At 36.3% G+C, this 24,348-nt stretch carries 19 protein-coding genes; 18 read left to right on the top strand and 1 reads right to left on the bottom strand.

Annotated elements, in window-relative coordinates; genetic code table 11:
- The first annotated feature begins 806 nt into the window (after nt 1–806).
- From HEQ28_RS02040 to HEQ28_RS01975, 14 genes are all read left to right on the top strand, one after another.
- On the top strand, nt 807–2,060 hold the full coding sequence (locus HEQ28_RS02040; protein WP_434503528.1) for an MFS transporter: 1,254 nt from the start codon (nt 807–809) through the stop codon (nt 2,058–2,060).
- 24 nt (nt 2,061–2,084) lie between these two features.
- Nucleotides 2,085–2,630 (top strand): bifunctional nuclease domain-containing protein, encoded by a 546-nt coding sequence (locus HEQ28_RS02035; RefSeq protein WP_434503527.1) that lies wholly within the window; start codon nt 2,085–2,087, stop codon nt 2,628–2,630.
- Entirely contained in the window at nt 2,627–3,349 is a 723-nt protein-coding gene (locus HEQ28_RS02030; RefSeq protein WP_434503526.1) for a 16S rRNA (uracil(1498)-N(3))-methyltransferase, read from the top strand. Before HEQ28_RS02035 ends, HEQ28_RS02030 begins: the two co-directional genes overlap by 4 nt.
- Nucleotides 3,346–4,689, top strand: coding sequence for a DUF4836 family protein (locus HEQ28_RS02025; protein ID WP_434503525.1), 1,344 nt, complete (start codon nt 3,346–3,348; stop codon nt 4,687–4,689). Before HEQ28_RS02030 ends, HEQ28_RS02025 begins: the two co-directional genes overlap by 4 nt.
- A 5-nt stretch (nt 4,690–4,694) precedes the next feature.
- Nucleotides 4,695–5,342 carry an ATP-binding cassette domain-containing protein gene (locus HEQ28_RS02020; RefSeq protein WP_434503524.1) on the top strand — a complete coding sequence of 216 codons (648 nt, stop codon included), beginning with the start codon at nt 4,695–4,697 and terminating at the stop codon, nt 5,340–5,342.
- A gap of 38 nt (nt 5,343–5,380) precedes the next feature.
- Complete coding sequence (locus tag HEQ28_RS02015; RefSeq protein WP_434503523.1) at nt 5,381–6,586, top strand: ABC transporter permease; 1,206 nt, start codon at nt 5,381–5,383, stop codon at nt 6,584–6,586.
- A gap of 183 nt (nt 6,587–6,769) precedes the next feature.
- Nucleotides 6,770–9,976 (top strand): TonB-dependent receptor, encoded by a 3,207-nt coding sequence (locus HEQ28_RS02010; RefSeq protein WP_434503522.1) that lies wholly within the window; start codon nt 6,770–6,772, stop codon nt 9,974–9,976.
- Nucleotides 9,977–10,108: 132 nt separating this feature from the next.
- Nucleotides 10,109–10,441 carry a cupin domain-containing protein gene (locus HEQ28_RS02005; RefSeq protein ID WP_434503521.1) on the top strand — a complete coding sequence of 111 codons (333 nt, stop codon included), beginning with the start codon at nt 10,109–10,111 and terminating at the stop codon, nt 10,439–10,441.
- Between the two features lie 8 nt (nt 10,442–10,449).
- Nucleotides 10,450–11,343 (top strand): DMT family transporter, encoded by an 894-nt coding sequence (locus tag HEQ28_RS02000; RefSeq protein ID WP_434503520.1) that lies wholly within the window; start codon nt 10,450–10,452, stop codon nt 11,341–11,343.
- Nucleotides 11,340–12,167, top strand: coding sequence for a type II pantothenate kinase (gene coaW, locus HEQ28_RS01995; protein WP_434503519.1), 828 nt, complete (start codon nt 11,340–11,342; stop codon nt 12,165–12,167). The genes HEQ28_RS02000 and coaW overlap by 4 nt, the downstream gene beginning before the upstream one ends.
- A 3-nt stretch (nt 12,168–12,170) precedes the next feature.
- Complete coding sequence (locus HEQ28_RS01990; protein ID WP_434503518.1) at nt 12,171–13,781, top strand: glycoside hydrolase family 10 protein; 1,611 nt, start codon at nt 12,171–12,173, stop codon at nt 13,779–13,781.
- A gap of 282 nt (nt 13,782–14,063) precedes the next feature.
- Nucleotides 14,064–14,663, top strand: a complete 600-nt coding sequence (locus HEQ28_RS01985; RefSeq protein WP_434503517.1) for a riboflavin synthase — start codon at nt 14,064–14,066, stop codon at nt 14,661–14,663.
- Nucleotides 14,664–14,767: 104 nt separating this feature from the next.
- Nucleotides 14,768–16,135, top strand: a complete 1,368-nt coding sequence (locus HEQ28_RS01980; RefSeq protein ID WP_434503516.1) for a TolC family protein — start codon at nt 14,768–14,770, stop codon at nt 16,133–16,135.
- Nucleotides 16,136–16,186: 51 nt separating this feature from the next.
- Nucleotides 16,187–16,897, top strand: coding sequence for a LytR/AlgR family response regulator transcription factor (locus tag HEQ28_RS01975; protein ID WP_434503515.1), 711 nt, complete (start codon nt 16,187–16,189; stop codon nt 16,895–16,897).
- Nucleotides 16,898–16,906: 9 nt separating this feature from the next.
- Here the strand turns inward: HEQ28_RS01975 and HEQ28_RS01970 are convergent, their stop codons facing one another.
- Entirely contained in the window at nt 16,907–17,548 is a 642-nt protein-coding gene (locus HEQ28_RS01970) for an HAD family hydrolase (RefSeq protein ID WP_434503514.1), read from the bottom strand.
- Nucleotides 17,549–17,671: 123 nt separating this feature from the next.
- Here HEQ28_RS01970 and mltG point away from each other — a divergent pair, with 123 nt between their 5' ends.
- From mltG to HEQ28_RS01950, 4 genes are all read left to right on the top strand, one after another.
- A complete protein-coding gene (gene mltG, locus HEQ28_RS01965; protein ID WP_434503513.1) occupies nt 17,672–18,718 on the top strand; it encodes an endolytic transglycosylase MltG in 1,047 nt (348 codons plus the stop codon).
- Nucleotides 18,719–19,142: 424 nt separating this feature from the next.
- A complete protein-coding gene (locus tag HEQ28_RS01960) occupies nt 19,143–20,861 on the top strand; it encodes a glutamine--tRNA ligase/YqeY domain fusion protein (RefSeq protein WP_434503512.1) in 1,719 nt (572 codons plus the stop codon).
- A 34-nt stretch (nt 20,862–20,895) separates the two neighbouring features.
- Nucleotides 20,896–22,320, top strand: a complete 1,425-nt coding sequence (locus HEQ28_RS01955) for a tetratricopeptide repeat protein (RefSeq protein ID WP_434503511.1) — start codon at nt 20,896–20,898, stop codon at nt 22,318–22,320.
- A gap of 2 nt (nt 22,321–22,322) precedes the next feature.
- Nucleotides 22,323–22,961: a DedA family protein gene (locus tag HEQ28_RS01950; protein WP_434503510.1), complete on the top strand. Its 639-nt coding sequence runs from the start codon at nt 22,323–22,325 to the stop codon at nt 22,959–22,961.
- The last annotated feature ends 1,387 nt before the right edge of the window (nt 22,962–24,348 follow it).

The raw sequence follows: 24,348 nt of genomic DNA, 5'->3' as shown, positions 1-24,348 counted from the left end.
GTAATTAGCTTCGATGAGCTATGTTTTAGCTACGTCTTCCATTTCGGTTTATATTTCAATGCACGTGCATACACGCGCGCACTTAGGGTTTTGAAAAATATAAGTGTCGAAGTGTCAACATAATGAATATCAATATTTTATCGACGAATTAGACAAAAGAAAGTGACGGTAATCTGACAGGCAAATTTCGAGTTTTACATGCGTTTCTATATAGAAACGCAACTCTTTCCATATAGAAATACAAACTTTTCTACGATGTTTTACCTCCTATTGCTTCGTAAAACGCAGTGCAATATAACGTAAAACGCACTGTAAAACATCGTAAAACGCATCGAAATTCTTCGTAGAATACAAGGCAATATGAGTAAAATAATAGCCTGGATTTTACCGACGAATAACCGTCACTTCATTCGAACCGAAAAGAGTTCTAACAAGATGATACTCAACGGATAGACACTTCGACACTTGTTTTTATGAAAAACCCAGAGTGCGCGCATACGTGAGCACGTGTATTATGATGTGTTGTCCCAAGTATTTAAAACTTTGGCTAACAGTCTAAACTAAATCTGATTGCATGGACAAAAATTTAGAAGTATCTTTGCCGAGAATTCAGCGGAATTTGGCTAGTAATAACGTTTGATTTTATCTTCATCATTCTGAATTTAAGTTGTTCTATAAGTTTGCATTAACTTGGCACAACATTAAAGATAACCAGCATCTTGTTATAAAAAACAAAAAACTTTGTATTTTATTTTGTTCTGCTCACGATTTGCGCTATCTTTGCATGCAAAATAAAAAAATAATAGATGAATCTTAAAATCAGACTATCAGTGATGAACTTCCTGGAATTCGCGGTTTGGGGAGCTTATTTGACATGTATGGGAATTTACCTGGGAAACATAGGTATGAGTGCCCATATCGGAATATTCTTTGCAATGCAGGGAATTGTATCTATATTTATGCCTGCAATAATGGGAATTATTGCCGATAGATTTATACCTGCACAAAGACTTTTAGGATATTGCCATTTGCTAGCTGGATTATTCATGTTAGCTACTGCATGGTATGGCAATGAAACAGGAACAAATGCCAATTTTGGTATTCTGTTCACCTTCTATTCACTAAGCGTAGCTTTCTATATGCCAACACTTGCCTTGAGTAATTCTGTTGCATATTCTTCGCTAAGTCAAGCTGGTCTTGACACTGTGAAAGACTTTCCGCCAATACGTGTATTCGGAACAGTTGGATTTATCTGCACAATGTGGTTTGTTGATATTATGGGATACAAGAGCAACCAGACTCAATTTATAGTAAGTGGTTTACTTAGCATAATATTATTTCTATATACATTCACTCTTCCGAATTGTGGAATTAAGAAGAACCAGGACAAGACAAGTATTGCTGATGCTTTCGGATTGAAGGCTTTTTCTTTGTTCAAGCAAAAGAAAATGGCAATATTCTTCATCTTCTCTATGATGCTTGGAGTCAGTCTGCAAATAACCAACGGTTTCGCTACTCCTTTCATTGAAAGTTTTAAGAATATACATGAATATGCTGGAACATTCGGAGTGAAATATCCTGTAATACTCTACTCTATATCACAATTCAGTGAAACACTCTGTATATTGATGATACCATTCTTCATGAGGAAATTCGGTATTAAAAACGTTATGCTTATAGCTATGTTTGCATGGGTATTGAGATTTGGACTTTTAGGAACTGGTAATCCAGGTTCTGGAGTATGGATGTTTATTGCCTCAATGATTATATATGGTGTAGCATTCGACTTCTTCAATATATCAGGTTCACTGTTTGTAGACAAAGCTACCGATCCGGCATTGCGTTCAAGCGCACAGGGACTTTTCATGCTAATGACAAACGGTATAGGTGCTACAGTAGGTGCATTTGCAGCTCAGGCTGTAGTAACAAATCATACAGCTGCAAACGGAGTAACAGACTGGCAATCATGCTGGTTTACATTCGCAGGATACGCAATGATTGTTGGAATTAGTTTCGCACTGATGTTCAGACCAAAAGCACCTGTGGCGGAAGATAAATAATTTTAAATTACTGGAGGAGTACAAATGTTTAATGTCAAACTGAAATTCAACAGTGTATCAGAAATTGTTGGCAATACAGATATAGGATTATTGGTGCTTACTGATGAAGAAGAAAAGCGTCAACTAACTATTACATGCGACAAATTCATGATACATGAATTCAGTATAAGAACTATAAAATCAGACATAACAAAAGACAGACTGCCTGAAGCAATGGGACAAGTGTTGAAAGTAGGATGTATGAATATAGAAATTCGCATCTACGATATTATTGACGGAGAATACCAAGCAACAATATTCGACAATATTGCCCAAACTTCAACAAACATAAGAGTAAGTGACTCCATTCTGTTAGCCACCACATGCGATATCCCTATTTATATAGATGACGAACTGATGAAAGCTCAAAGTGTGAAATACGTTAAAGGACAGAATAGAATGTCTTTACCGGTAAACGCACTAACAGACGAAATGCTAAAGACTTCTCTTGATAATGCCATTAAGGAAGAAAACTACGAAATGGCGCAATATCTTAGTGAAGAAATAAAGAGGAGGAAACAAAACCAATGAAAGAAGTTAGATATTTCTATGTACCAGATGCAAAAAACAACAATGAGTTGCCACAAGAAGAGGCTACACACGCACTGAGAGTGCTGCGCTTGAAAAGTGGTGACGACATGTTTATCATGGATGGAACTGGAAACTTCTATCATGCGGAAGTATCTTTAGCTACAAACAAGAAGTGCTTATACGAAATAAAAGAAACCTTACCACAGAATAAGACTTGGAAAGGACACATCCATTTAGCAATAGCACCGACAAAGAATATGGACCGCATAGAATGGATGACTGAAAAAGCAACAGAAATTGGATTCGATGAACTTACATTTCTAAACTGCATATTTTCAGAACGCAAAGTATTACGCACTGAAAGAATTGAAAAAATAGTCGTTTCTGCTGTAAAGCAAAGCCGAAAACCATGGAAGCCTATTGTTAACGAAATGATATCTTTCAAGGATTTCATCTCTACTCCGCGTAAAGGAAGAAAATTCATAGCACATTGTTATCAGGAAATAGAGAAAAACGATTTATTCGATATTATAAATAGTGATAAAGAGAACGAAAGTATAACCGTATTGGTTGGTCCTGAAGGAGACTTTTCTATTGAAGAGGTTAGACTTGCCATCGAAAACGGATACGAAAGTATTTCTTTGGGACAAAGCAGACTTCGCACTGAAACAGCCGGACTCATGGCTGTGACAATGTCACAATTATCATTAAGATTATGAAGAAAATAGTATACCTTATATCATGTCTTATGGTGCTTATATTTGCATCATGTTCAGACAATAGTTATCTTAACGCCATTCCTAACGAGAGTACAGCCCTCATATCTATGGATCCCGTAAAAATGAGCGGAGTAAACAATATGGCTGTATTGAAAACTCTACTCCACTTTAGCAATATCGACAAGAGCGGTATTGATGCAAGCAATAAAATTTATCTTTTTGAATCACCTGACGGTAATTTGGGTGTATGCGCTAAGGTTAAAGACGAGGATGACTTGACTGAGACTTTCAATAAACTGGCAGCAAAAGGTACCTGTCCAAAACCGAAAGAGCGCAGAGGATTCCATTTCACCGTGCTTAAGGACGCATGGATTGCAGGTTGGAGCGATGCTTCAATACTCATAATGGGACCTGTAACTCCAGATGCACAACCACAGCTTCAGCAACAGATGGCTAAATATCTGAAACAGGACGAGGAAGATGGCATCACAGCAAGTAAAATGTATGAGAAATTAGACTCCATTGATTCACCAATGGCTATGGTAGCACAAGCCCAAGCTCTACCAGATCAATTTATCGCACCATTCACTCTTGGCGCACCAAAAGGCGCAGATGCATCACAAGTGATGATTGCAGCAGAAATGAGTGTAAAGAAAGGCATAATGCACATTAATGGAGAAACTTTCTCTTTTAACAAGACCATAGACAAATCTCTTAAAGATGCAACAAAGATATACAGACCTATAAAAGGCAAATATATAAATTCTATGCCTAAGACTGCAATGCTTGGTATGTTCCTTAACGTAAATGGAACTAAGTTTCTTCCACTCATGCAGAGTAACAAAGGCATTCAACAATTGCTTATGGGCGTAAACGCAGCTATCGACATGAATAATATCATACGCAGTGTTGACGGAGAAATGGCAATCATCACTCCTACTTATGGTTCTGACAATATATCTATGAGTATGACGGCGCAACTAGCCAACAGCAACTGGATTAAAGATGTTGGTTATTGGAAAGAAAGTTGCCCTGCTGGAGGAAAAATCCTTGACTGGCAGAAAAATGCATGGTATTACACAGACAAGAAGACTACATTTTATTTTGGAGTTAGCAAGGATATGCAGTTCTTCAGCGGAAGCAGTAAAGAGGAAGCAGCACAGTCGATAATAGCTTCAAATGATCAACTTGGTGACAATGTGAAGGAGATAATAAAAGGTCAGAAACTAGTAATGGTGATTAATATGAACGCCATGAAAGGAGACAAGGCTGGAGCTGTAACAAGTATGCTGAAACCTATCTTCGGAAACTTAGAAACAATAGTTTATACTTTAAAATAAAGAAATTGGAAACGATTAAATTCAGTTACGTTATCCCTCAAGTGTTTGCTCAAAGAGTAAACGAACTAGATTCGGATATCTGGAACACGGATGCCACTTTCGAGAAAGGACATCTCTATCTTGTAGAAGCTGATTCCGGAAAAGGAAAAAGTACCTTTTGCAGCTATGTTGTTGGCTACCGACACGACTACGATGGAAGTGTAACGTTCGACAATGATAACACAAAAGAATATCAAGTAAAAGAATGGGTAGACATGCGTCAGCATCATGTCAGTCACCTATTTCAGGAATTGAGACTATTCCCAGAACTTACAGCTTTTGAAAATGTGGAAATTAAAAACAAGCTCACTGGCTTCAAAAGTAGAGATCAGATAGTTAAATGGTTTGACATGCTTGGTATCGCTGATAAGTTGGACGCCAAAATAGGAAGAATGTCATTCGGTCAACAGCAACGAGTTGCGCTAATACGCTCATTGGTACAACCTTTTGATTTTATCTTCGCCGATGAACCAATAAGTCACCTTGACGACACAAACTCTGCTATAATGGCTGAAATTATGATGACAGAAGCTAAAGCACAAGGTGCTGGTGTCATTGTTACCTCTATAGGTAAACACATGGATTTGGATTACGAAAAAACGTTTAAACTGTAATAGGACACTTTGCATGTCTTTATAATTTTATCTTTAAGATGAATTTAGTTTGGAAATTATTACGTCAGCATATTAGTGTACCACAGTTCGCTGGATTTTTCTTTGCGAACTTGTTTGGTATGTTAATCGTCTTGCTTGGATTTCAGTTCTACCATGATGTAGTGCCAATATTCACAGCGGAAGACAGTTTCATGAAAAGTGATTTCATGATTGTAAACAAAAAGATAGGAACAGCCAGTTCTATCAGCGGAAGATCAAACACATTCTCAAATACAGAAGTTGATGAAATGGGTGAACAAGCTTTCTCTGATAAAATAGGCAAATTCACCAGTACTGAATATAAGGTAGACGCCAACATGAGCGTTAATGGCGTTCCAGTATTGGATAATGGTGAAATTAGTTTTGAGAGTGTTCCAGACAATTTTGTAGAAGTAAAACAACTTAGCGACTGGAAATACACACCAGGATCCAAAATAGTACCAATAATACTTCCACGTATATATCTAACAATGTATAACTTTGGTTTCGCACAAAGTCATTCATTGCCTAAAATCAGTGACGGACTAATCGGTATGATTGATTTCCAAATCTTTGTACATGGAAACAAGAAGCAAGCACAATTCAAAGGTAAAGTGATTGGATTCTCAAGCCGACTAAGTTCTATCCTCGTTCCACAAGCATTTATGGACTGGAGTAATAATGAATATGCTCCTGGTCAGCAGACTGAACCTACAAGACTTATCATGTCGTTGAAGAATCCTGGCGATCAGAACTTCACAAAATACCTTGACAAGAAGGGATATGAAATAGAAAACGACAAGCTGAATGCGGAAAAGACAACCTACTTCCTGAAGATGATGGTGACTATGGTTATGGTTGTTGGTCTTATCATCTCTGTCCTTAGTTTCTATATCCTCATGCTAAGTATATACCTACTTGTACAGAAGAATTCAAGCAAACTAGAGAACTTGCTCCTCATTGGATATAGTCCGGGGCATGTTGCCCGTCCATACCAATTATTGACAATATCACTCAATATTGCTGTATTAATTATGGCATGGATAATTCTGTACTTCGTGAGAAACTATTACATGGGAATTATAGAAACTCTATTCCCTGACATGGAAGATGGCAGCATGCTTTCAACATTTGTTGTTGGAATATCACTTCTTATACTTGTTAGCATTTGCAACTTGATTGCAATAAGAAACAAAATCGCAAGTATTTGGAAGCGAAAAGAATAAAATTGTAACATTTTGAGCGAAAACCGTGTCATTTTTGTGACACGGTTTATTTATTGTATATTCAAACAAACTTTTAACTGTTTTGTAACACAACTTTGGAAATTTTTAACTAAATTTGCAGCGTTGAATTATTAACTGGGTTTATACCCCCTCAAATTATTAATTAAATTTCAGTTAAAAGTCATGCAAAAAAGATTGCATTTTTTATTAGCGCTGATGTTGTTCTTTACAACATCCATTATGGCGCAGGTAACAACTTCAAGCATTAATGGTAAGGTTGTGGCAGGTAACGAAGATGTTATTGGTGCTACCGTCACAGCTGTTCACGTTCCATCAGGAACAACTTATAATGCAGTTACAAACTCAAGCGGTCGTTATACCATTCAGGGTATGCGTGTTGGTGGTCCTTATAAAGTGACTATCAGCTACATTGGTTACAAAGACGAAGTTTTAGGCAATATTAGCCTTTCACTTGGTCAACCACTAGCGATAAATGCTGACTTAAAAGAAGACGTTAATCAGCTAGGCGAAGTCTTAGTAACAGGTAAATCAGGTCGTAATGCAAATGGTGCAGGTAGCAATTTTAGTAAATCTCAGATTGACAAAACACCAACAGTTAATCGAGACATTTATGACGTAGCAAAGCTTTCACCTTTAGTATCAACATCAAAAGTTGGTGGTATTACTATCGCAGGAACGAATAACCGTTACAACTCTTTCCAAATAGACGGAACTGTAAGTAACGATGTATTTGGTCTTTCTGCTTCTGGAACAAATGGTGGCCAGACAGGTGCTAATCCAATATCAATGGATGCAATCGAAGAACTACAAGTAACAGTTGCTCCTTTTGACGTTCGTCAGAGCGGATTTACAGGTGGTGCTATCAATGCTATTACAAAGTCTGGAACAAACGAATTCCATGGATCTGCTTATACATACTATACAAACCAAGCCTTGTATGGTAAATATAATATGGTTAATGATCATGCTCTTGACAAATTAGCACAACAGAATACAAATACATACGGAGCTACATTTGGAGGTCCTATTATTAAGAACAAGTTATTCTTCTTCGCTAGTGCAGAATACAAAAAGACCTCTTATCCAAATAGTATATTTCCTGGATACACAGACAAATATATTACTGAAGCTGAAGCAAAACAGATTTCAGACAAATACTATCAATTGACAGGTAACCAGGATAATTATGGTAAAAACCAAATTAACACACAATCCCTGGGACTTCTTGCTCGTCTTGATTGGAATATAGATACTAAAAATCATTTGTCATTCCGTTTCCAACATAACGATTCATACGATGATAAGACTGGATCTTCTTCAACAAGCTACACCTTCAACAATAGTAGCTATCGCATGAACAACAAAACTAATTCTTTTGTAGCAGAGCTCACATCACATATCAGTGACAACCTATATAATGAGGCTCGTGTTTCAGCTAACTTTATACGCGATAACAGAGTAATTCCTTATATGGGACCAACTGTACAAATTAGCAATGTATTAGGCGGAGATGGTAAAAGTACAAACTCTGTAAATATCGGTACAGAGTTTTCTTCTGGAGCGAACTATTTGAATCAAAATATTTGGAGTGCAGAAGATAACTTATCATGGTATCTTGGTGATCATTCTTTGACATTCGGTACACACAACGAAATTTATAATATGAAGAATTTGTTTATTCAAGGTGCAACAGGATCTTGGTATTACAATTCTTTGGATTTATTCTTGAGTGACCAACCTTACAAATTTACATACAAATACACTGATCCTGCACTAACAAATGGTGATACAAGATATGCACCAACAATGAAGGCTGGTATATTTGGTATTTATGCTCAAGACAAATGGGACATTACACCAAATTTGAACTTGACTTATGGCGTAAGACTTGATATCAGTTCAACTCTTAACAATCCTACAACTAATGATGCTTTCAACACATTTGCAGATGCAAATAAGTTTGGAGTTAAAGTTGGAACAATGCCAAACGCTAAGTTAATGGTTTCTCCACGTGTAGGTTTCAGTTGGTATGCGAATGATAGCCACAGTACTCTTGTTCGTGGTGGTGTAGGTGTATTCACTGGTCGTGCTCCTTTTGTATGGTTGTCTAATGCATATAGCAACAATGGTGTTGAATCTAAAGGTTCTACAATCTCACCAAAATCTGGAGGAAACTATACAAACGGCGCTCCTAACATTACAGATTACAAAGACAAACTCATTGATGCAGCAAATCAGGGTGGTTCATTGAGTCCTGATATTGTAACAATTCAGAAAAACTTTAAATACCCACAAGTATTCCGTGCTAACCTTGCTCTTGAGCAGAGACTACCAGAGGATATCAAATTTACATTAGAAGGTATCTACTCTAAGAATATGAATAATGTTTTCTTTGAGAATCTTGCATATTCTGATCAAGGCAATAAGACTTACGCAGTACAGGGTGTAGAAGCTTCTGCTGTAACAAGTTACAGTAAGGTTCAAGCAAATATGCCTTACTATAGTATTATCAATCTTCGCAACACAAGCAAGGGATATTCTTACAACGTTTCTGCTAAACTCGAAAAGAGCTTTGATTTCGGTTTGAATGTCATGGCTAGTTACACATTTGGTCACTCTTATTCTGTAAATGACGGAACATCTTCTGTTGCATTTTCTAACTGGAAATACAACTATAGCCGTAATACAAATGATGCCAATGAACTTAGCTGGTCTAAATTCGACATCCCTCATCAGGTAACTGTTCAAGTTTCATATGATTCTCCTAAATACTGGAATAATTGGATGAGCACAACTTTTGCTGTTACATATAACGGATATAGTGGTGGCCGTTACAGCCTCACAATGAATGAGAACAGCGACTACAACAATGATGGATTTAATGGTAACAGCTTACTTTATATCCCAACAAAAGAAGAACTTGCTGTGATGAATTTCGTTGATAATGTAAATAGTAAGACCAAGGCTGTGATCATGACTGCAGACCAAAGCCGTCAGGCATACGAAGACTGGATCGAGAGCGATAGCTATGCTAAAAATCATCGTGGTCAATATGCAAAACGTAATTCTCAACTCACTCCTTGGGAGCATGAAATCAACCTCCATTTAGCACAAACAATATACAATGGTAAAGGTTTAGGAAAGTTCCAGATTACATTTGACATAATGAATTTTGCAAACATGCTTAATAAGAAATGGGGTGCTAAATATGACAATGCATACAACTTGTCTCCACTTACATTTGCAGGTTTCAAGAATAATGGAACAACAACAACGACAACTTTCTATTATAATTCAAACAACACACCTACTGCAAGCAACATCGCTTCACGCTGGCATGCACAAATTGGTTTCCGTTTGATTTTCTAATCAAGAAATAGAACTTAGATAATATATAAAAAAAGGTAATCTCTTTCTGAGGTTACCTTTTTTTTATTACCTTTGCCGAGAATGTTAATAAGCTGGAAGCAGGATAAACTTTCAGTCATAAACCAAACAATTATGATAATTGATTTTAAAGACATTGAAGAAGCCAAGATAATGGGCTTTAAAGGAGGTCAAGGTGAACTTGACACTCGTAATTATGTTGATGAAAAAGTAAAGATTATGAAGAGCGTTCTGAAATCAGGAGCGTCAACAGGTCTTCACACTCATGAGGGAAATTGTGAAATTGTATATATACTTAAAGGTAGCGTGACATTCCATTATGATGGAAATGTAGAAACTGCAAAAGAAGGTCAGGTACATTATTGTCCCATGGACCATAACCATTACATGGAAAATACTTCTAGCGAAGACGTTGAATACTTAGCTATTGTTCCAGAGCACCATTAAATATATAAATGGAAAAGACTAATAAAGCCTTTATACAACTGCATCTAAGTGTAATGCTTGCCGGATTTACAGGTCTATTTGGCAAATTAATAACACTTAATGAAGTAGACATTGTTTGGTATCGTATGTTTTTTACATCACTAATACTAATCGTGTTTACGGGTCTGCCAAAGATAAGTCTAAAGAAATTGGCACAACTAGCTATGTGCGGAGCTCTTCTGGGACTCCATTGGATGCTGTTTTATGGAAGTATAAAGGCATCAAATGTTTCAATTGGTGTTATATGCTATTCGCTAGTAGGAGTATTCACAGCCATATTTGAACCAGTAATACTCAAAAGAAAATTTTCTTGGATAGAGATCGCATTTTCATTTATCACGGTATTAGGACTAGTGTGTGTATTCTCTTTTGATTCAAGATACAGATACGGAATATTAATTGGGGTTGGAAGTGCAGCAGTAAGTTCTGTGTACTCTATATTCAATAAGAAATACAGCCAAGGAATTAAAAGTAGAACAGTACTATTTTATCAGATGGCAGCCGGATTGATAGTTGTAACAGCTTTTATACCTATTTATACAAGTGTTTTCAATATTCATCAAGACATACTGGTAATACCAAGTGGAAGCAACTTATGGTGGATGATGTGCCATGCTTTATTCTGCACAGTAGGACTATATTTACTGCAAATTCAGGCACTACGCTCATTAAGTGCATTCACAGTAAACCTTACATACAATCTTGAACCTTGCTATACCGTGCTTATGGCATTTGTGTTCTTCGGTGAGGCAAAAGATGTAAACCTTTCATTTTATATTGGTATAATACTGATACTAACAAGTGTTCTACTCCAAACGAGAAGAGCTGTAATACAAAATAAAGTAAATCAATTAAAATTATGAGTATTGTAATTGGAATTGACGTAGGCATAAGTACTACAAAGATTGTCGGCATAAATGAGGACGGAGTGGTAATAAATCCTTTCCGCATTAAGGCAACTGACCCGATAACTTCATTGTACGGAGCATTTGGCAAATATCTACACGACAACAATATAAAGTTGGAGGACGTGGAGAAAGTCATGCTTACTGGTGTAGGTGCTGCATGTATTGATGAAAATATATACGGTTTATCTACTGGCAAAGCTGAAGAGTTCATTGCTGACGGTCTTGGAGCAAGATATGAAAGCAAACTAGACAGAATGATTGTTGTCAGTATGGGAACAGGAACAAGTCTAGTAAAATGTGACGGTGATGACATTCGACATATCGGTGGTATCGGTATCGGTGGTGGAACATTACAAGGACTGAGTCGCATAATGCTTCAAACAGATGATATAATGCAAGTTGCAACATTAGCAATGGAAGGCGATATATCTAAAATAAATCTTCTCATAGGTGACATAAGCGCAAAACCATTACCAGGATTACCAATGACAGCGACTGCTAGTTTGTTTAGTAACGCTAAAGCAAACGCAAGCCGTGAGGATATAGCAATAGGATTAATATATATGGTATTGCAAGCCGTGGGTTCTAGCAGTATATTAAGCAGCCAAGGAAGCGGAATTAAGGATTTCGTGATTATAGGAAACCTAACACTACTTCCACAGTGCAGAGAAGTATACCCATCAATGGAAAAGCTCTACGGTGTACACTTCAGAATACCAAAATACAGTGAATTCTGTACCGCTATTGGTGCAGCTTTATCTTATACACAGAAACGATAAAACATGAATCGGAGAACTTTCATTATACTTTTGACATTCTTATCAACCACCCTACTCTCTTTTGCACAACCAAAAAGAGAAGTAAGGGCTGTTTGGCTTACAACTATTGGTGGACTTGACTGGCCGCACAGCTACTCCCAGCATAGCCAATCGATGGAAAAACAGAAACAAGAACTGACAAATATACTTGACAAGCTCCAAAAAGCAGGAATTAATACAGTACTCTTACAAACACGTGTTAGAGGTACGATGATTTATCCTTCACAATACGAACCTTGGGATGGTTGCCTTAGTGGCTTTCCAGGAAAGAGTCCTGGTTATGACGCACTTGAATTTGCCATTAATGAATGCCATAAAAGAGGCATGGAACTACATGCTTGGGTGGTGACAATTCCTGTAGGTAAATGGAACTCTTTAGGATGTAAAAGACTACGCCTAAAATTTCCAGGATTAATACGCAATATTGCTGATGAGGGATACATGAATCCTGAAATGCCACAAACAGCCAATTACCTTGCAACATTATGCAAAGAGATTACTGAGAAATATGATATAGATGGTATCAATCTTGACTACATACGATACCCTGAAACATGGAAAATTAAGGTCAGCGGAAATCAAGGAAGACAATACATCACTAGAATCGTTGAGGCTATCAGTAATGAAGTAAAAAGTATTAAACCTTGGGTGAAAATGAGTTGTTCACCTATTGGAAAGGCTGATGACCTCACTAGATACTGGAGTCATGGCTGGAATGCCTACTCAACGGTATTGCAGGATGCGCAAGGATGGCTGAAAAACGGACTCATGGACGAATTGTTCCCGATGATGTATTTCAAAGAAAACAATTTCTATCCCTTTGCAATTGACTGGAAAGAACTATCTGATAATAAAATTATATGTCCAGGACTTGGAATATACTTCATGTCACCAAGCGAAAAAGATTGGAGTCTTGATGATATAACGCGCGAAATGGAAATAACACGCAAATATGGTATGGGGCATGCTTATTTCAGGAGTAAGTTCTTTACTGATGACACAAAGGGAATATATGATTTCGCTACAAACGAATTTGACACATCACCTGCCCTAGTGCCTGCTATGACATGGATAGACAGCATTGCACCAAAGGCACCAACTGGCTTAACTAAAAGCGACGGAGTGTTACTTTGGAATAAGGAAAAAGACATAACGTACAATATATATAGCAGTAAGATATGGCCTGTGGATACAAGCAAGCCTGAAAATCTAATGCTAACAAGACAAGAAACGAACACAATCATTATTCCTGCCAATGACGACCGATACTATGCTGTTGCCGCAATGGATAGATATGGCAATGAAAGCGAAGCCGTACAAAGTGTATCAAAGGCATGCAATACTTCAAGTCTGATCGCTAATGACGGAGAGAAAGCAATATTGCCGACATGGTATAAAGAATGTGACGGAATTATTATTGCTGCCGGATTAAACGGTAACACAATAAAAACATTACAAACTAAATCAAATGTCGTTGACGTGAGAAGTCTAAAAGATGGAATGTATCAGATAAGAATCATTAACAAAGAAGGTATAAGCCACAGAATTGGGTTCATTAAAATAAAAAGATTTTAGGCAAAATATTTGGAAGATACAATAAAAGAAATTATCTTTGCAGTATAAAGGAGAAAGATATTCGGGGTTGTGTCGGTTTGATCGGGATACTCATCAAATAATATCGAAAACCGAGAAAGTTTCTCATGTCAATGGCGGGCCGCATAAACTTCATTGAAGGTAAGTCTTTTGACCAGCGGATTACAAATACTGGGAGCTCTCAAATCTTGAAATGCTCGGAGTTTCATCACATCATCGAGCAACCCCCTTTTCTTCTTTTTATTAAATCAATATCTTATTTTTATGTTTAGTGGAATTGTAGAAGAAATGGCTACAGTAGTAGCTATTAAGAGAGACAAAGGAAATATTGACCTAACAATGAAATGCTCATTCACCAATGAGTTAAAAATAGACCAAAGCATTTCTCATAATGGCGTATGCCTCACTGTTGTAAACATTGAAGGCGAAACATATACAGTGACAGCAATGAAAGAGACTCTTGATAGGTCAAATTTAGGTTTACTGAAAATTGGTGATTATGTGAACGTAGAACGCTCTATGATTATGAACGGCAGACTTGACGGACACCTTGTACAAGGACATGTTGACGAAACTGCAAAATGCATTAATATCAAAGATGCTGACGGAAGTACATATTTCACTTTTGAATATAAACAAGACAAAGAAATGGCAAAGAAAGGCTATTTCACTGTAGACAAAGGTTCTGTAACTGTTAACGGAGTATCATTAACAGTCTGCGAACCTACCGAAGACACATTTACTGTAGCAATAATACCTTATACAAGGGCAAATACAAACTTTTGCGATGTCAGGTTAGAAAGCTGTGTAAATATAGAATTCGATATACTAGGTAAATATATAGCGAGATTGCAGTCTATTTAATAACTGCAATCTTTTTTATTGCCAACATTTTAAAAGTTTTGTTAATTATTACGCCTACCAATAAACTTTTTATCATCTTTTTACATCTAAAACAATAGATTTGCATGAATAATAACACAATTAAAAACAAAGTGAATAAAATCATAATAAAGGTCCTACTATGCACTGGATTTGTTCTTTTACCAATGTGCACTTCTGCTAGAAGTTGGACATTAAAGGATTGTATTGAATATGCAATAACAAACAATATAACAATACAGAAAAAGAGTCTAACAAAACTAAGTGCCCGTGAAGATATAAAGCTGAGTCAGGCAGAACTGTTACCGTCTTTATCACTCAGTACATCACAAAACCTCACATACAACCCATGGCCTCAAACTGGAAGTTTTGTAGTTGCTGGAGACAAAGTACAGACTAGCGTTGACAAAACGTATTACAACGGAAGCTATGGTGTAAACGCGAATTGGACAGTGTGGAATGGCAACAGAAACCGCAATCAGATAAAATTGAACAAAGTTGCCGAGCAGCAATCGGAATTGGATTCTGCAGTTACAGCGAATACTCTTATGGAACAAATAGCGCAATTATATGTTCAGATATTATATTCCAATGAAGCTGTAAATGTAAACAAAGAAACCCTTGCAACAAGTAAGAAAAACGAGGAAAGAGGATTTATGATGATCAAGGTTGGTAAAATGAGTAAAGCTGATCTTGCTCAGCTAACAGCACAAAGAGCAAAGGATGAATATGCCATAATTGAGTCTGAAAGCAATCTGAAAAATTATAAACGACAATTAAAACAACTATTACAGATTACTAGTGAAGAAGACTTTGACATCACAATGCCAGAGACTACAGATGAGATGGCGTTAGAAAATATCCCTACTATAAATGACGTATACAATCTGGCGTTAAACCGACCAGAGATAAAAGGTGCTCAACTTGGAATACAAGGCAGCGATATTAGCATGAAAATTGCCAAAGCCCAAAAGCTACCTACAGTAACTATGAATGCAGGTTTTAACACGAATACCACATCTATGAATAGTAATGCTTGGGATAAACAAATCAAGAACAACTTTACATTTGGAGGTGGATTCACTGTCAGCGTGCCATTATATGACAACAGACAAACCAAGACCGCTGTTAACAAAGCCAGAATACAACGAGAGAACTATATGCTTGACTTAAAAGATAAACAAACAAGCCTATACTCGACCATAGAAAACTATTGGTTACAGGCTAATAATAATCAAAGTTTGTTTAAAAGTGCCAAGGTTACTACGCAGAGTTCAAAAGAAAGCTACGAACTGTTAAGCGAACAATTCAATCTAGGTTTAAAAAATATCATTGAGTTGATGACAGGAAAAGATAACCTGTTGAGAGCACAGCAAAATGAACTTCAAAGCAAATATCTAACAATATTAAATATTGACATGTTGAAATTCTATAAGAATGGAGATATAAAATAAAATTACACATTACATAACGAGAAAATAACATAACAACCCAAACAAATTTGTATGATGCTAAATTGTATTTTAATTGAAAATGACACAAGTACAGCTGAAAAGATGAACGAGTATCTGAGAAATATACCATTTCTTAGTCTTACGGCTAGTTGTACAAATGCCATAGAGGCAATGAAAGTCATCAGAAATTCGCACATAGACATAGCTTTCATCAACATCCGGTTACCGGAAATGAGCGGCGTGGAGTTTGCGAAGATGCTTCCTGAAACATTAAAAGTGATATTCCTTGTTGACAATAAATCACACGCCATAGAAGGATATCAAGTTAACGCAGTTGATTGCCTAATGAATCCGGCAAACTTTGAAGATATATTGAAGGCAGCCGTTAAAGCCAAGACATATTTCTCTGAAATAGAGAAAGTCCCTGATTTAAAGAATAACAGTTTTATCTTTATTAAAAGTGATTACAAAGTTATAAAGGTTAATCTGTCAAACATTTTATTTATTGAGGGTGTAAAGGACTATGTAAAATTCTATATTGACAACGGTAAACAACCGATTATGTCACTCATGAATATGAGAGAACTTGAAAAAGCTATTACAGGTGACGATTTTATGAGAATACATCGTTCATACATAGCAAACCTTTCAAAAATAGACATGATTGAGCGAATGCATCTCGTATATGGTGACTTGAGTATTCCAATATCAGAATCTTACAAGGAGAATGTCCTCAAATATGTAGCAAAGCATAGTATATAAGATTACTTCTTATAAGAAAAGAATTTCAGACGGTTTCTCAACGAACACATTAGCTCCGTGTTCGATGAGAAACCGTTTGCTTCTAAATCCCCACAACACACTAATACACGGTATTCCACAATTTTTTGCTGTCATAACATCAACATCACTATCACCAATATAGACCGCATTATTTTTATCAACATTCAACTGCCTTAATGCCTCAAAAACAGTATCTGGTGAAGGTTTCTTGTTGATATTTTCGCATTCGCCAATTGCGACCGTTACATAGTCTCCAAAGAAATGACTAACTAGTTCTTGAGTTGCTGTATAAAATTTATTGCTGACTACAGCAATATTGCAACCATTTTTTTTCAGTTCTCCTAACATATTCATGATACCACTATACGGTGAAGTATGATCAAGACTGTGAATAAGATAATGCTGCCGAAAATCAGCGTATGTCTTTTCAAAAAGTTCATTATTATCTCCATCGGGAATAGCACGTTCCATCAATTTGCGTACACCATTACCAACAAACATCCTGACTTCATCAACTGTTCGCTCAGGCATATTATTCATGCGAAGTGCATAATTACAACTTGCTACAATATCCGTTAAGGAATCAAGCAACGTACCATCTAAATCAAATATATAAGACTTATATTTCATACCTTAAAAATAACACCTATTCATAATAACATGAGATTATGCAAAGTTAAGAAAAAAAAGTGATGGATGGGCACAAGATAAAAAAAATTGATGTATCTTTGCGCACGATTTCAACATATAATTATGAAAAAGGATTTTAAGAAAAAGTATCTTGCTCCGGCCGCAGCTTTCATGTTGGTTGTTTTAGGAGTGATTTACTACTACTTTTTTTCAGGTTTTTCCGTAAAGAAAGACGTTGAGTATGTATACATTGACAACGATGACAACATCGATTCTGTATACAGTAAGATTGAGCCAATCGCCTCTAGTCACGGGATGAGTGCCTTCAAAGCACTTTCAAACCAGTTTGGTTACAAAGACAAAATCAAGACAGGTAGATTTGCTATCAAACCTGGTGAAGGAACTTTAAAAATCTTCCGACACATGAAAAACGGATTGCAGACTCCTGTTAGTCTAACAATTCCAAGCGTTAGAACTTTAGACAAGCTATCAGCTGAAATCTCTAAGAAACTTATGATTGACAGTACACAACTGTACAAGAAATTAACAGATGAAGCCACTTGTCAGAAGTATGGATATGATACAGCAACTATAGCTTGTATGTTCATTCCAAACACATACGACATTTATTGGAACATATCAATAGATAAATTCCTTGATCGTATGCAAAAAGAAAGTAAAAAATTCTGGAACTTTGAAAGAACCGAAAAAGCTAAGCAAGAGAACCTTACAGCTAATCAGGTCATAACACTCGCTAGTATCATTGACGAAGAAACGGCTAACAATTCAGAAAAGCCAATGATTGCAGGAATGTATTATAATCGTCTGATGTTTCGCGACGCTAAATATCCAGAAGGAATGCCACTTCAGGCCGACCCTACAATAAAGTTTGCGTGGAAGAAATTTGATCTCAAGCGCATATATAACAATTTGTTGTTTATAAAGAGTCCATACAATACATATAAGAACCCAGGTCTACCTCCTGGTCCTATACGCATTCCATCAATAGCTGGTATTGACGCCGTTCTAAACAGAGTACATCATAGTTATCTATATATGTGTGCAAAAGAAGACTTTAGCGGTACCCATAACTTCGCAACAACTTACGAAGAGCACATGAAGAATGCAGCTAAATATTCAAAAGCACTTAACGAACGTGGGATTAAATAAAAAAAATGCCGCCCTCTTCACAGAGTGCGGCATCAATCTCAATAGGTATTAGCTTTTTTTAAGGTAAAAAGATTGTATTCAGGATAACATTTGCAAAGATAAATGATTTTTCATTTCTATGCAAATGTTTTTTTATGTTTATAAACATGTTTTTACCATAATATTTGTTCGATTTGTAATATTTATTAGTAAAATAACGGGATAATACAAACAAAACAACTTTTATATAACGCAGAAATACCAATCATAAAGCAGTCTACACGTGCCATAGTGTAAATTTTATCTCCTTTCGCTTCGATTAATCAGATTTTTGCACTATCTTTGCAGTATTAATTACATTAATAAATAAAAATCACACAACTTTGTTGATTACTAACTTTGATGTAGTTATCTTTGCAATACAAAAAATAACAGTATATACATTATGGCAAATAAAGAAGAAATTAACGAAGAGAAGAAAAGCATTAGCTTCGTAGAACAATTTGTTGAAGAAGACCTAGCCAACGGCAAGAATGGAGGAAAAATACAAACTCGTTTTCCGCCAGAGCCAAACGGATATCTTCATATCGGACACGCAAAAGCTATATGTATGGACTTCGGAGTTGCTGAAACATATAATGGAGTATGCAACCTTCGCTTCGATGATACCAACCCAAGCAAGGAAAAGAATGAGTATGTAGAAAACATCCTTAACGATATCAAATGGTTGGGATTCAAGTGGGGAAACATTTATTATGCTTCTGATTACTTCGAGAAGTTATGGGATTTTGCTATTTGGATGATCAAGAAGGGATATGCTTACGTAGACCAACAGACTAGCGAGGAGATTGCTTTACAAAAGGGTACTCCTACTACTTCTGGTACTCCTAGTCCCTATCGTGACCGCTCTGTAGAAGAAAATCTACAACTCTTTGAGAAGATGAATACCCCTGAAGCTGTAGAAGGTAGCATGGTACTGCGCGCCAAGCTAGATATGGCAAATCCAAACATGCACTTCCGTGACCCAATAATGTATAGAATTATACAAACTCCTCATCACCGCACAGGAACAAAATGGCATTGCTACCCGATGTATGACTTCGCACATGGACAAAGTGATTACTTCGAAGGTGTAACACATTCCATCTGTACCTTAGAATTCGTTCCTCACCGTCCTCTATACGATAAATTCGTTGACTTATTAAAGGAATATGACGAAACAGGAATCAAAGGTGACATGCATGACAATCGCCCACGACAGATAGAATTCAACCGTTTGAACCTTACATACACAGTAATGAGTAAACGTAAGTTGCACACTCTTGTTGACGAGAACTTAGTTAATGGTTGGGATGATCCTCGTATGCCTACACTTTGTGGTATGCGCCGTCGTGGTTATAGTCCTGAAAGCATTAGAATGTTTATTAATTCTATCGGTTATACAAAGTTCGAGGCACTAAATGATATGGCATTGTTAGAGGCAAGCGTTCGCGAAGATCTAAACAAGAAGGCTATCCGTGTAAGTGCCGTACTTGACCCTGTAAAACTTGTCATTACCAACTATCCTGATAATCAAACAGAAGAGATGGATGCTATAAATAATCCAGAAGACGAAACAGCAGGAAACCATAAGATTATTTTCTCAAAGAATCTTTGGATTGAACGTGCCGACTTCATGGAAGACGCTCCGAAAAAGTTCTTTAGAATGACTCCAGGCAAAGAAGTTCGCCTTAAAAATGCATACATCATTAAATGTACTGGATGCACAAAGGATGCTGAAGGTAATATTGTTGAGATACAAGCAGAATACGATCCAGAAAGCAAGAGCGGTATGGAAGGTGCAAATCGCAAGGTAAAAGGTACACTTCACTGGGTATCTATTGATCATTGCCAGAAAGCAGAAATTCGCGAATACGACCGCCTTTTCAATATTGAAAATCCGTCTGCTGATGAACGTGATTTCAGAGAGTTATTAAATCCTGATAGCCTTAAGATTTACAACAATTGCTATGTTGAGAACTATGCCGCAGCATTGCTACATGGCGAATACTTGCAATTCCAACGTACGGGCTATTTCATTTCCGACCCAGACTCTACAACCGAGCATCTTGTTTTCAACAAGACTGTTGGATTAAAAGACACATGGGCAAAGCAGAATAAATAAAAAACTGCAATTTAAATTACGTAAAAAGCTATTAATGAAGCATTTTGATAAATCAGAGTACTTAGAGCAAGACGAGTTCCTTAATACTTTAAAAGAGTATGAGGAAGCGCGCAAAAATGGTGAGGACATCTATCTTGAGATTGATGTCCTTGCTAATATTGCCAACTACTATGAAACTCATGATAATTCACTTGCTGCAATAGATACTATTGAGTATGCGATAAAACTGTTTCCTGGTGATATATACCCATTGGTATTCAGGGCAAGAATGGCTATATTGATTGAAGATAATATTGAAAAAGCAAAAGAATATCTTAAAGCTGTAATAGATAAGCACGACATAGAATATTATTATGCCATAGCTGAAATAAAAATTGCTGAAGGACATCCAGAACTAGCTTCTAAGTATCTTAAACGTAAGGCTGATGATATTGACGAAGATGATATTGAAAGCTATTTCATAGAAGTAGCCACCCTTTTCACTGACTACAAAGAACTAGAGTTAGCAAAAAAATGGATAGACATGTCCAATAACCCTGACGACCCAGACTATTGGCAGATTAAGGGACTTATAGAACTAGGATTGGGTAATTTGAAAGAAAGTGAAAATATATACAACAGTCTTTTAGACAAAGACCCCTACTCTTCTGAGTACTGGAATCAACTAGCATCTACACAATTGCTTAACAGTAATTTTAGCGACAGTGTGTCTAGCAGTGAATTTTCTATTGCTATAAATCCTAATGACCCTGACGCTATACTGAACAAAAGTAATGGACTTTTCGGACTGGAAAACTTTGAGGAGTCTCTAAAATATTCAAAGAGATATACGGAACTATGTCCCAATGAATATTCAGGTAACATGCTGCAAGGTATGGCACTCACTAATCTTGAACGTTATGACGAAGCAATAGATGCTTATAATAAGGCTCTTGAAAAATGTCCTGACAGCGATCCAGCTAAAAATGAAATATACGAAGAGTTGACTAATGCACTCGCACTGGCAGATAAATTTGATGAAGCTATAAAGATAGTAGATGACTGTTATCGCAATAGCGGAAGCGTTGAAGCTATCCTCAACAAGGGTAATTTATATCTGCTTCATGGTGATATAGCAAGTGCCAGAGATACATTTGAAAGAGCCTCAAAAGAATCTAATAATGATCCAGAAACATTTATACGTATTTCTGCATCACTTATGGATAACGGATACGTAGAAATGGCATATAAGATTCTTCATTGCATGCTTAATCACGATGAAGCACAATCAGACAAGATATATGTGTTCCTAGCTGCCTGCTGCAAAACTTTGGGATATGATGATGAGTTTAAAGATGCTGTCAAAAAAGCAGTAAAGAAGACTCCTAATGAAGCTAAAAACATATTAAAGGATTATTTCCCTGAAAATATGGATCCCAAAGACTATTACAAATATCTAACTAACACAAAAAAAGATTAATAATGAATTGGCTATCTGCACTATTGGGGAATCTAAATTATGGTACTATTTTTCTTCTTATGCTATTAGAAAGTACTGTCATCCCTGTTCCATCCGAATTTGTAGTCTCTCCAGCCGCATATCATGCCGCAGGAGGTAATCTAAACATATTCCTAGTAATACTCTTCGCTACTATTGGAGCAGACTGTGGAGCAACAATAAACTACTTAGCAGGATACTATTTAGGAAGACCTATTATATATCGTTTTGCCAACAGTAAATGGGGCAAGATGTGTCTTCTTAATCAACACAAGGTAGAAAAAAGCGAAAAATTCTTCTATCAACATGGAATGGTTGCTACGATAACTGGCAGACTTATACCTGGAATAAGACATCTTATATCTATTCCAGCAGGTCTATCAAAAATGAAATATTGGCAATTCCTACTCTATACAACACTTGGTGCAGGTTTGTGGAATTGTATTCTAGCTGGACTTGGATGGTATCTACATGCTATTGTGCCTGAAGATAAGTTGACAGACAAGATCATGGAATATGGAGAGTATATAAAAGTTGTAATTATGGCACTCGTTGCAATAGCATTTATATATTTCATTGTGAAGTGGTATATTAACAGAAGAAAGAAATTAGGACTTGACTAAATAGCCAAGTCTTTTTCTGTTTATAAGTTTTGGCATTTAACAAAACTTATAAACAATATTCCTCCACCACCAAAAAAAGTTTTTTCAATGCCACTAATGTCATAATGTCACAAACCCTTTATTTATAAGGGCTGAGCGAGTGACATTAAGTGACATTATCAAGGTAAAAGTGGCATTAAATCTCAGATCACACCCACTTTTGGCGTTTTTTAGATAATTATGTAATTTGCATAATACACACATTCCATTACTGAGAAAAATATTCCTGATGATGTAACTATAAGTAATGACATGTACCCCAATTCATGTAAAAAGGAGAATGCAAGTTCTTAAACAGATAAGATTAAGGGAACTTAGCGTTTAAAACCATGCTTAATGAATTTAGATGCCCCTAAGAGGGGTTATAACTGATTAACCAGACAAGACACCGCTCACTATATATTTTGCCATAGAGATGAAAAACTACTTACGCATGAACTGCAGAAAAGTTTTGCAAGTCTGTCCGGCAAATATGGTTATACAAGAGAGAGAAAAAGTTTAAAGGCTATGATTGCTGTCCGATAAAACTTTTTGAGTAATAACAATAAAAGACTATAGATATATTTACTATTTCAGCAAATGAGATATTACCAGAATTACTACAACCATAAGATAATCTGAGCTCAATTCATAAATTTGAGGATACTATGCTCAAATTAAATCATCAATAAAGTCGAGGTTATTAAAAGATTTATGTTTAATAGATCAGGGATAAAACTACTAAGATTAATAACTATTTACTGAGCCTCTCCTCCTCTAAATAAACGAAGAATCCCCCAAAAAACATAAAACAAACCTACATTATATACATTTCTGACTTAAACAATTGCTAATCAACATATTAACCCATGTATATTAGTACCATTTCCTACATCTTTCCTACATGATTCCTACATTATAAGCATGTATTTGTACTTAAAACGGTGGATTTTGCCCCAATCGCAACACAAAAGTTGCTTTTTAGGTTGGACCATTAGGTTATCTTTTCATCAGTAAAGCAAATCACAATAATGCCTTTCATGGAATTGTGAATATAGAAATCTCATTCCTCTTTATAATTGAAATTTGAAAACCAAACTGATTTATAAAAAATTTCGATATGTCAACCTTTTCCGTAAGGAATTTCAAAAACGATAATGAGAATTAATATCAGCTTAAAACAATGTATCGTGATTCAGTAAATACAACTATGAATGTTTATGATCAACTTCTATTATAGTCAAAATGCATGAAGTGCAGCAAATATAAAATCACCTTTTTCGGTGCGCCTTTGAGTAATAAGGCCCTAATCACTCGGTAAAGCATGTAGGACAACAGAGTGATTAGGGCCTAATCACTCCCTAAAATG

Origin of the sequence: Prevotella sp., assembly GCF_051059605.1 — a bacterium.
GTDB lineage: Bacteria > Bacteroidota > Bacteroidia > Bacteroidales > Bacteroidaceae > Prevotella.
The sequence above is the reverse complement of the archived record's forward strand: the minus strand, read 5'-3'. Positions and strand labels throughout refer to the sequence as shown.

Bases quoted from the DNA above. Each gene is read 5' to 3' on its own strand.
- HEQ28_RS02040 (WP_434503528.1), top strand. From the start codon at position 807: ATGAATCTTAAAATCAGACTATCAGTGATGAACTTCCTGGAATTCGCG.
- HEQ28_RS02030 (WP_434503526.1), top strand. From the start codon at position 2,627: ATGAAAGAAGTTAGATATTTCTATGTACCAGATGCAAAAAACAACAAT.
- HEQ28_RS01975 (WP_434503515.1), top strand. From the start codon at position 16,187: ATGATGCTAAATTGTATTTTAATTGAAAATGACACAAGTACAGCTGAA.
- HEQ28_RS02005 (WP_434503521.1), top strand. From the start codon at position 10,109: ATGATAATTGATTTTAAAGACATTGAAGAAGCCAAGATAATGGGCTTT.
- HEQ28_RS02000 (WP_434503520.1), top strand. From the start codon at position 10,450: ATGGAAAAGACTAATAAAGCCTTTATACAACTGCATCTAAGTGTAATG.
- HEQ28_RS02010 (WP_434503522.1), top strand. From the start codon at position 6,770: ATGCAAAAAAGATTGCATTTTTTATTAGCGCTGATGTTGTTCTTTACA.
- mltG (WP_434503513.1), top strand. From the start codon at position 17,672: ATGAAAAAGGATTTTAAGAAAAAGTATCTTGCTCCGGCCGCAGCTTTC.
- HEQ28_RS02015 (WP_434503523.1), top strand. From the start codon at position 5,381: ATGAATTTAGTTTGGAAATTATTACGTCAGCATATTAGTGTACCACAG.
- HEQ28_RS01980 (WP_434503516.1), top strand. From the start codon at position 14,768: ATGAATAATAACACAATTAAAAACAAAGTGAATAAAATCATAATAAAG.
- HEQ28_RS01955 (WP_434503511.1), top strand. From the start codon at position 20,896: ATGAAGCATTTTGATAAATCAGAGTACTTAGAGCAAGACGAGTTCCTT.
- HEQ28_RS01990 (WP_434503518.1), top strand. From the start codon at position 12,171: ATGAATCGGAGAACTTTCATTATACTTTTGACATTCTTATCAACCACC.
- HEQ28_RS02035 (WP_434503527.1), top strand. From the start codon at position 2,085: ATGTTTAATGTCAAACTGAAATTCAACAGTGTATCAGAAATTGTTGGC.
- coaW (WP_434503519.1), top strand. From the start codon at position 11,340: ATGAGTATTGTAATTGGAATTGACGTAGGCATAAGTACTACAAAGATT.
- HEQ28_RS01970 (WP_434503514.1), bottom strand. From the start codon at position 17,548: ATGAAATATAAGTCTTATATATTTGATTTAGATGGTACGTTGCTTGAT.
- HEQ28_RS01960 (WP_434503512.1), top strand. From the start codon at position 19,143: ATGGCAAATAAAGAAGAAATTAACGAAGAGAAGAAAAGCATTAGCTTC.
- HEQ28_RS01950 (WP_434503510.1), top strand. From the start codon at position 22,323: ATGAATTGGCTATCTGCACTATTGGGGAATCTAAATTATGGTACTATT.
- HEQ28_RS01985 (WP_434503517.1), top strand. From the start codon at position 14,064: ATGTTTAGTGGAATTGTAGAAGAAATGGCTACAGTAGTAGCTATTAAG.
- HEQ28_RS02025 (WP_434503525.1), top strand. From the start codon at position 3,346: ATGAAGAAAATAGTATACCTTATATCATGTCTTATGGTGCTTATATTT.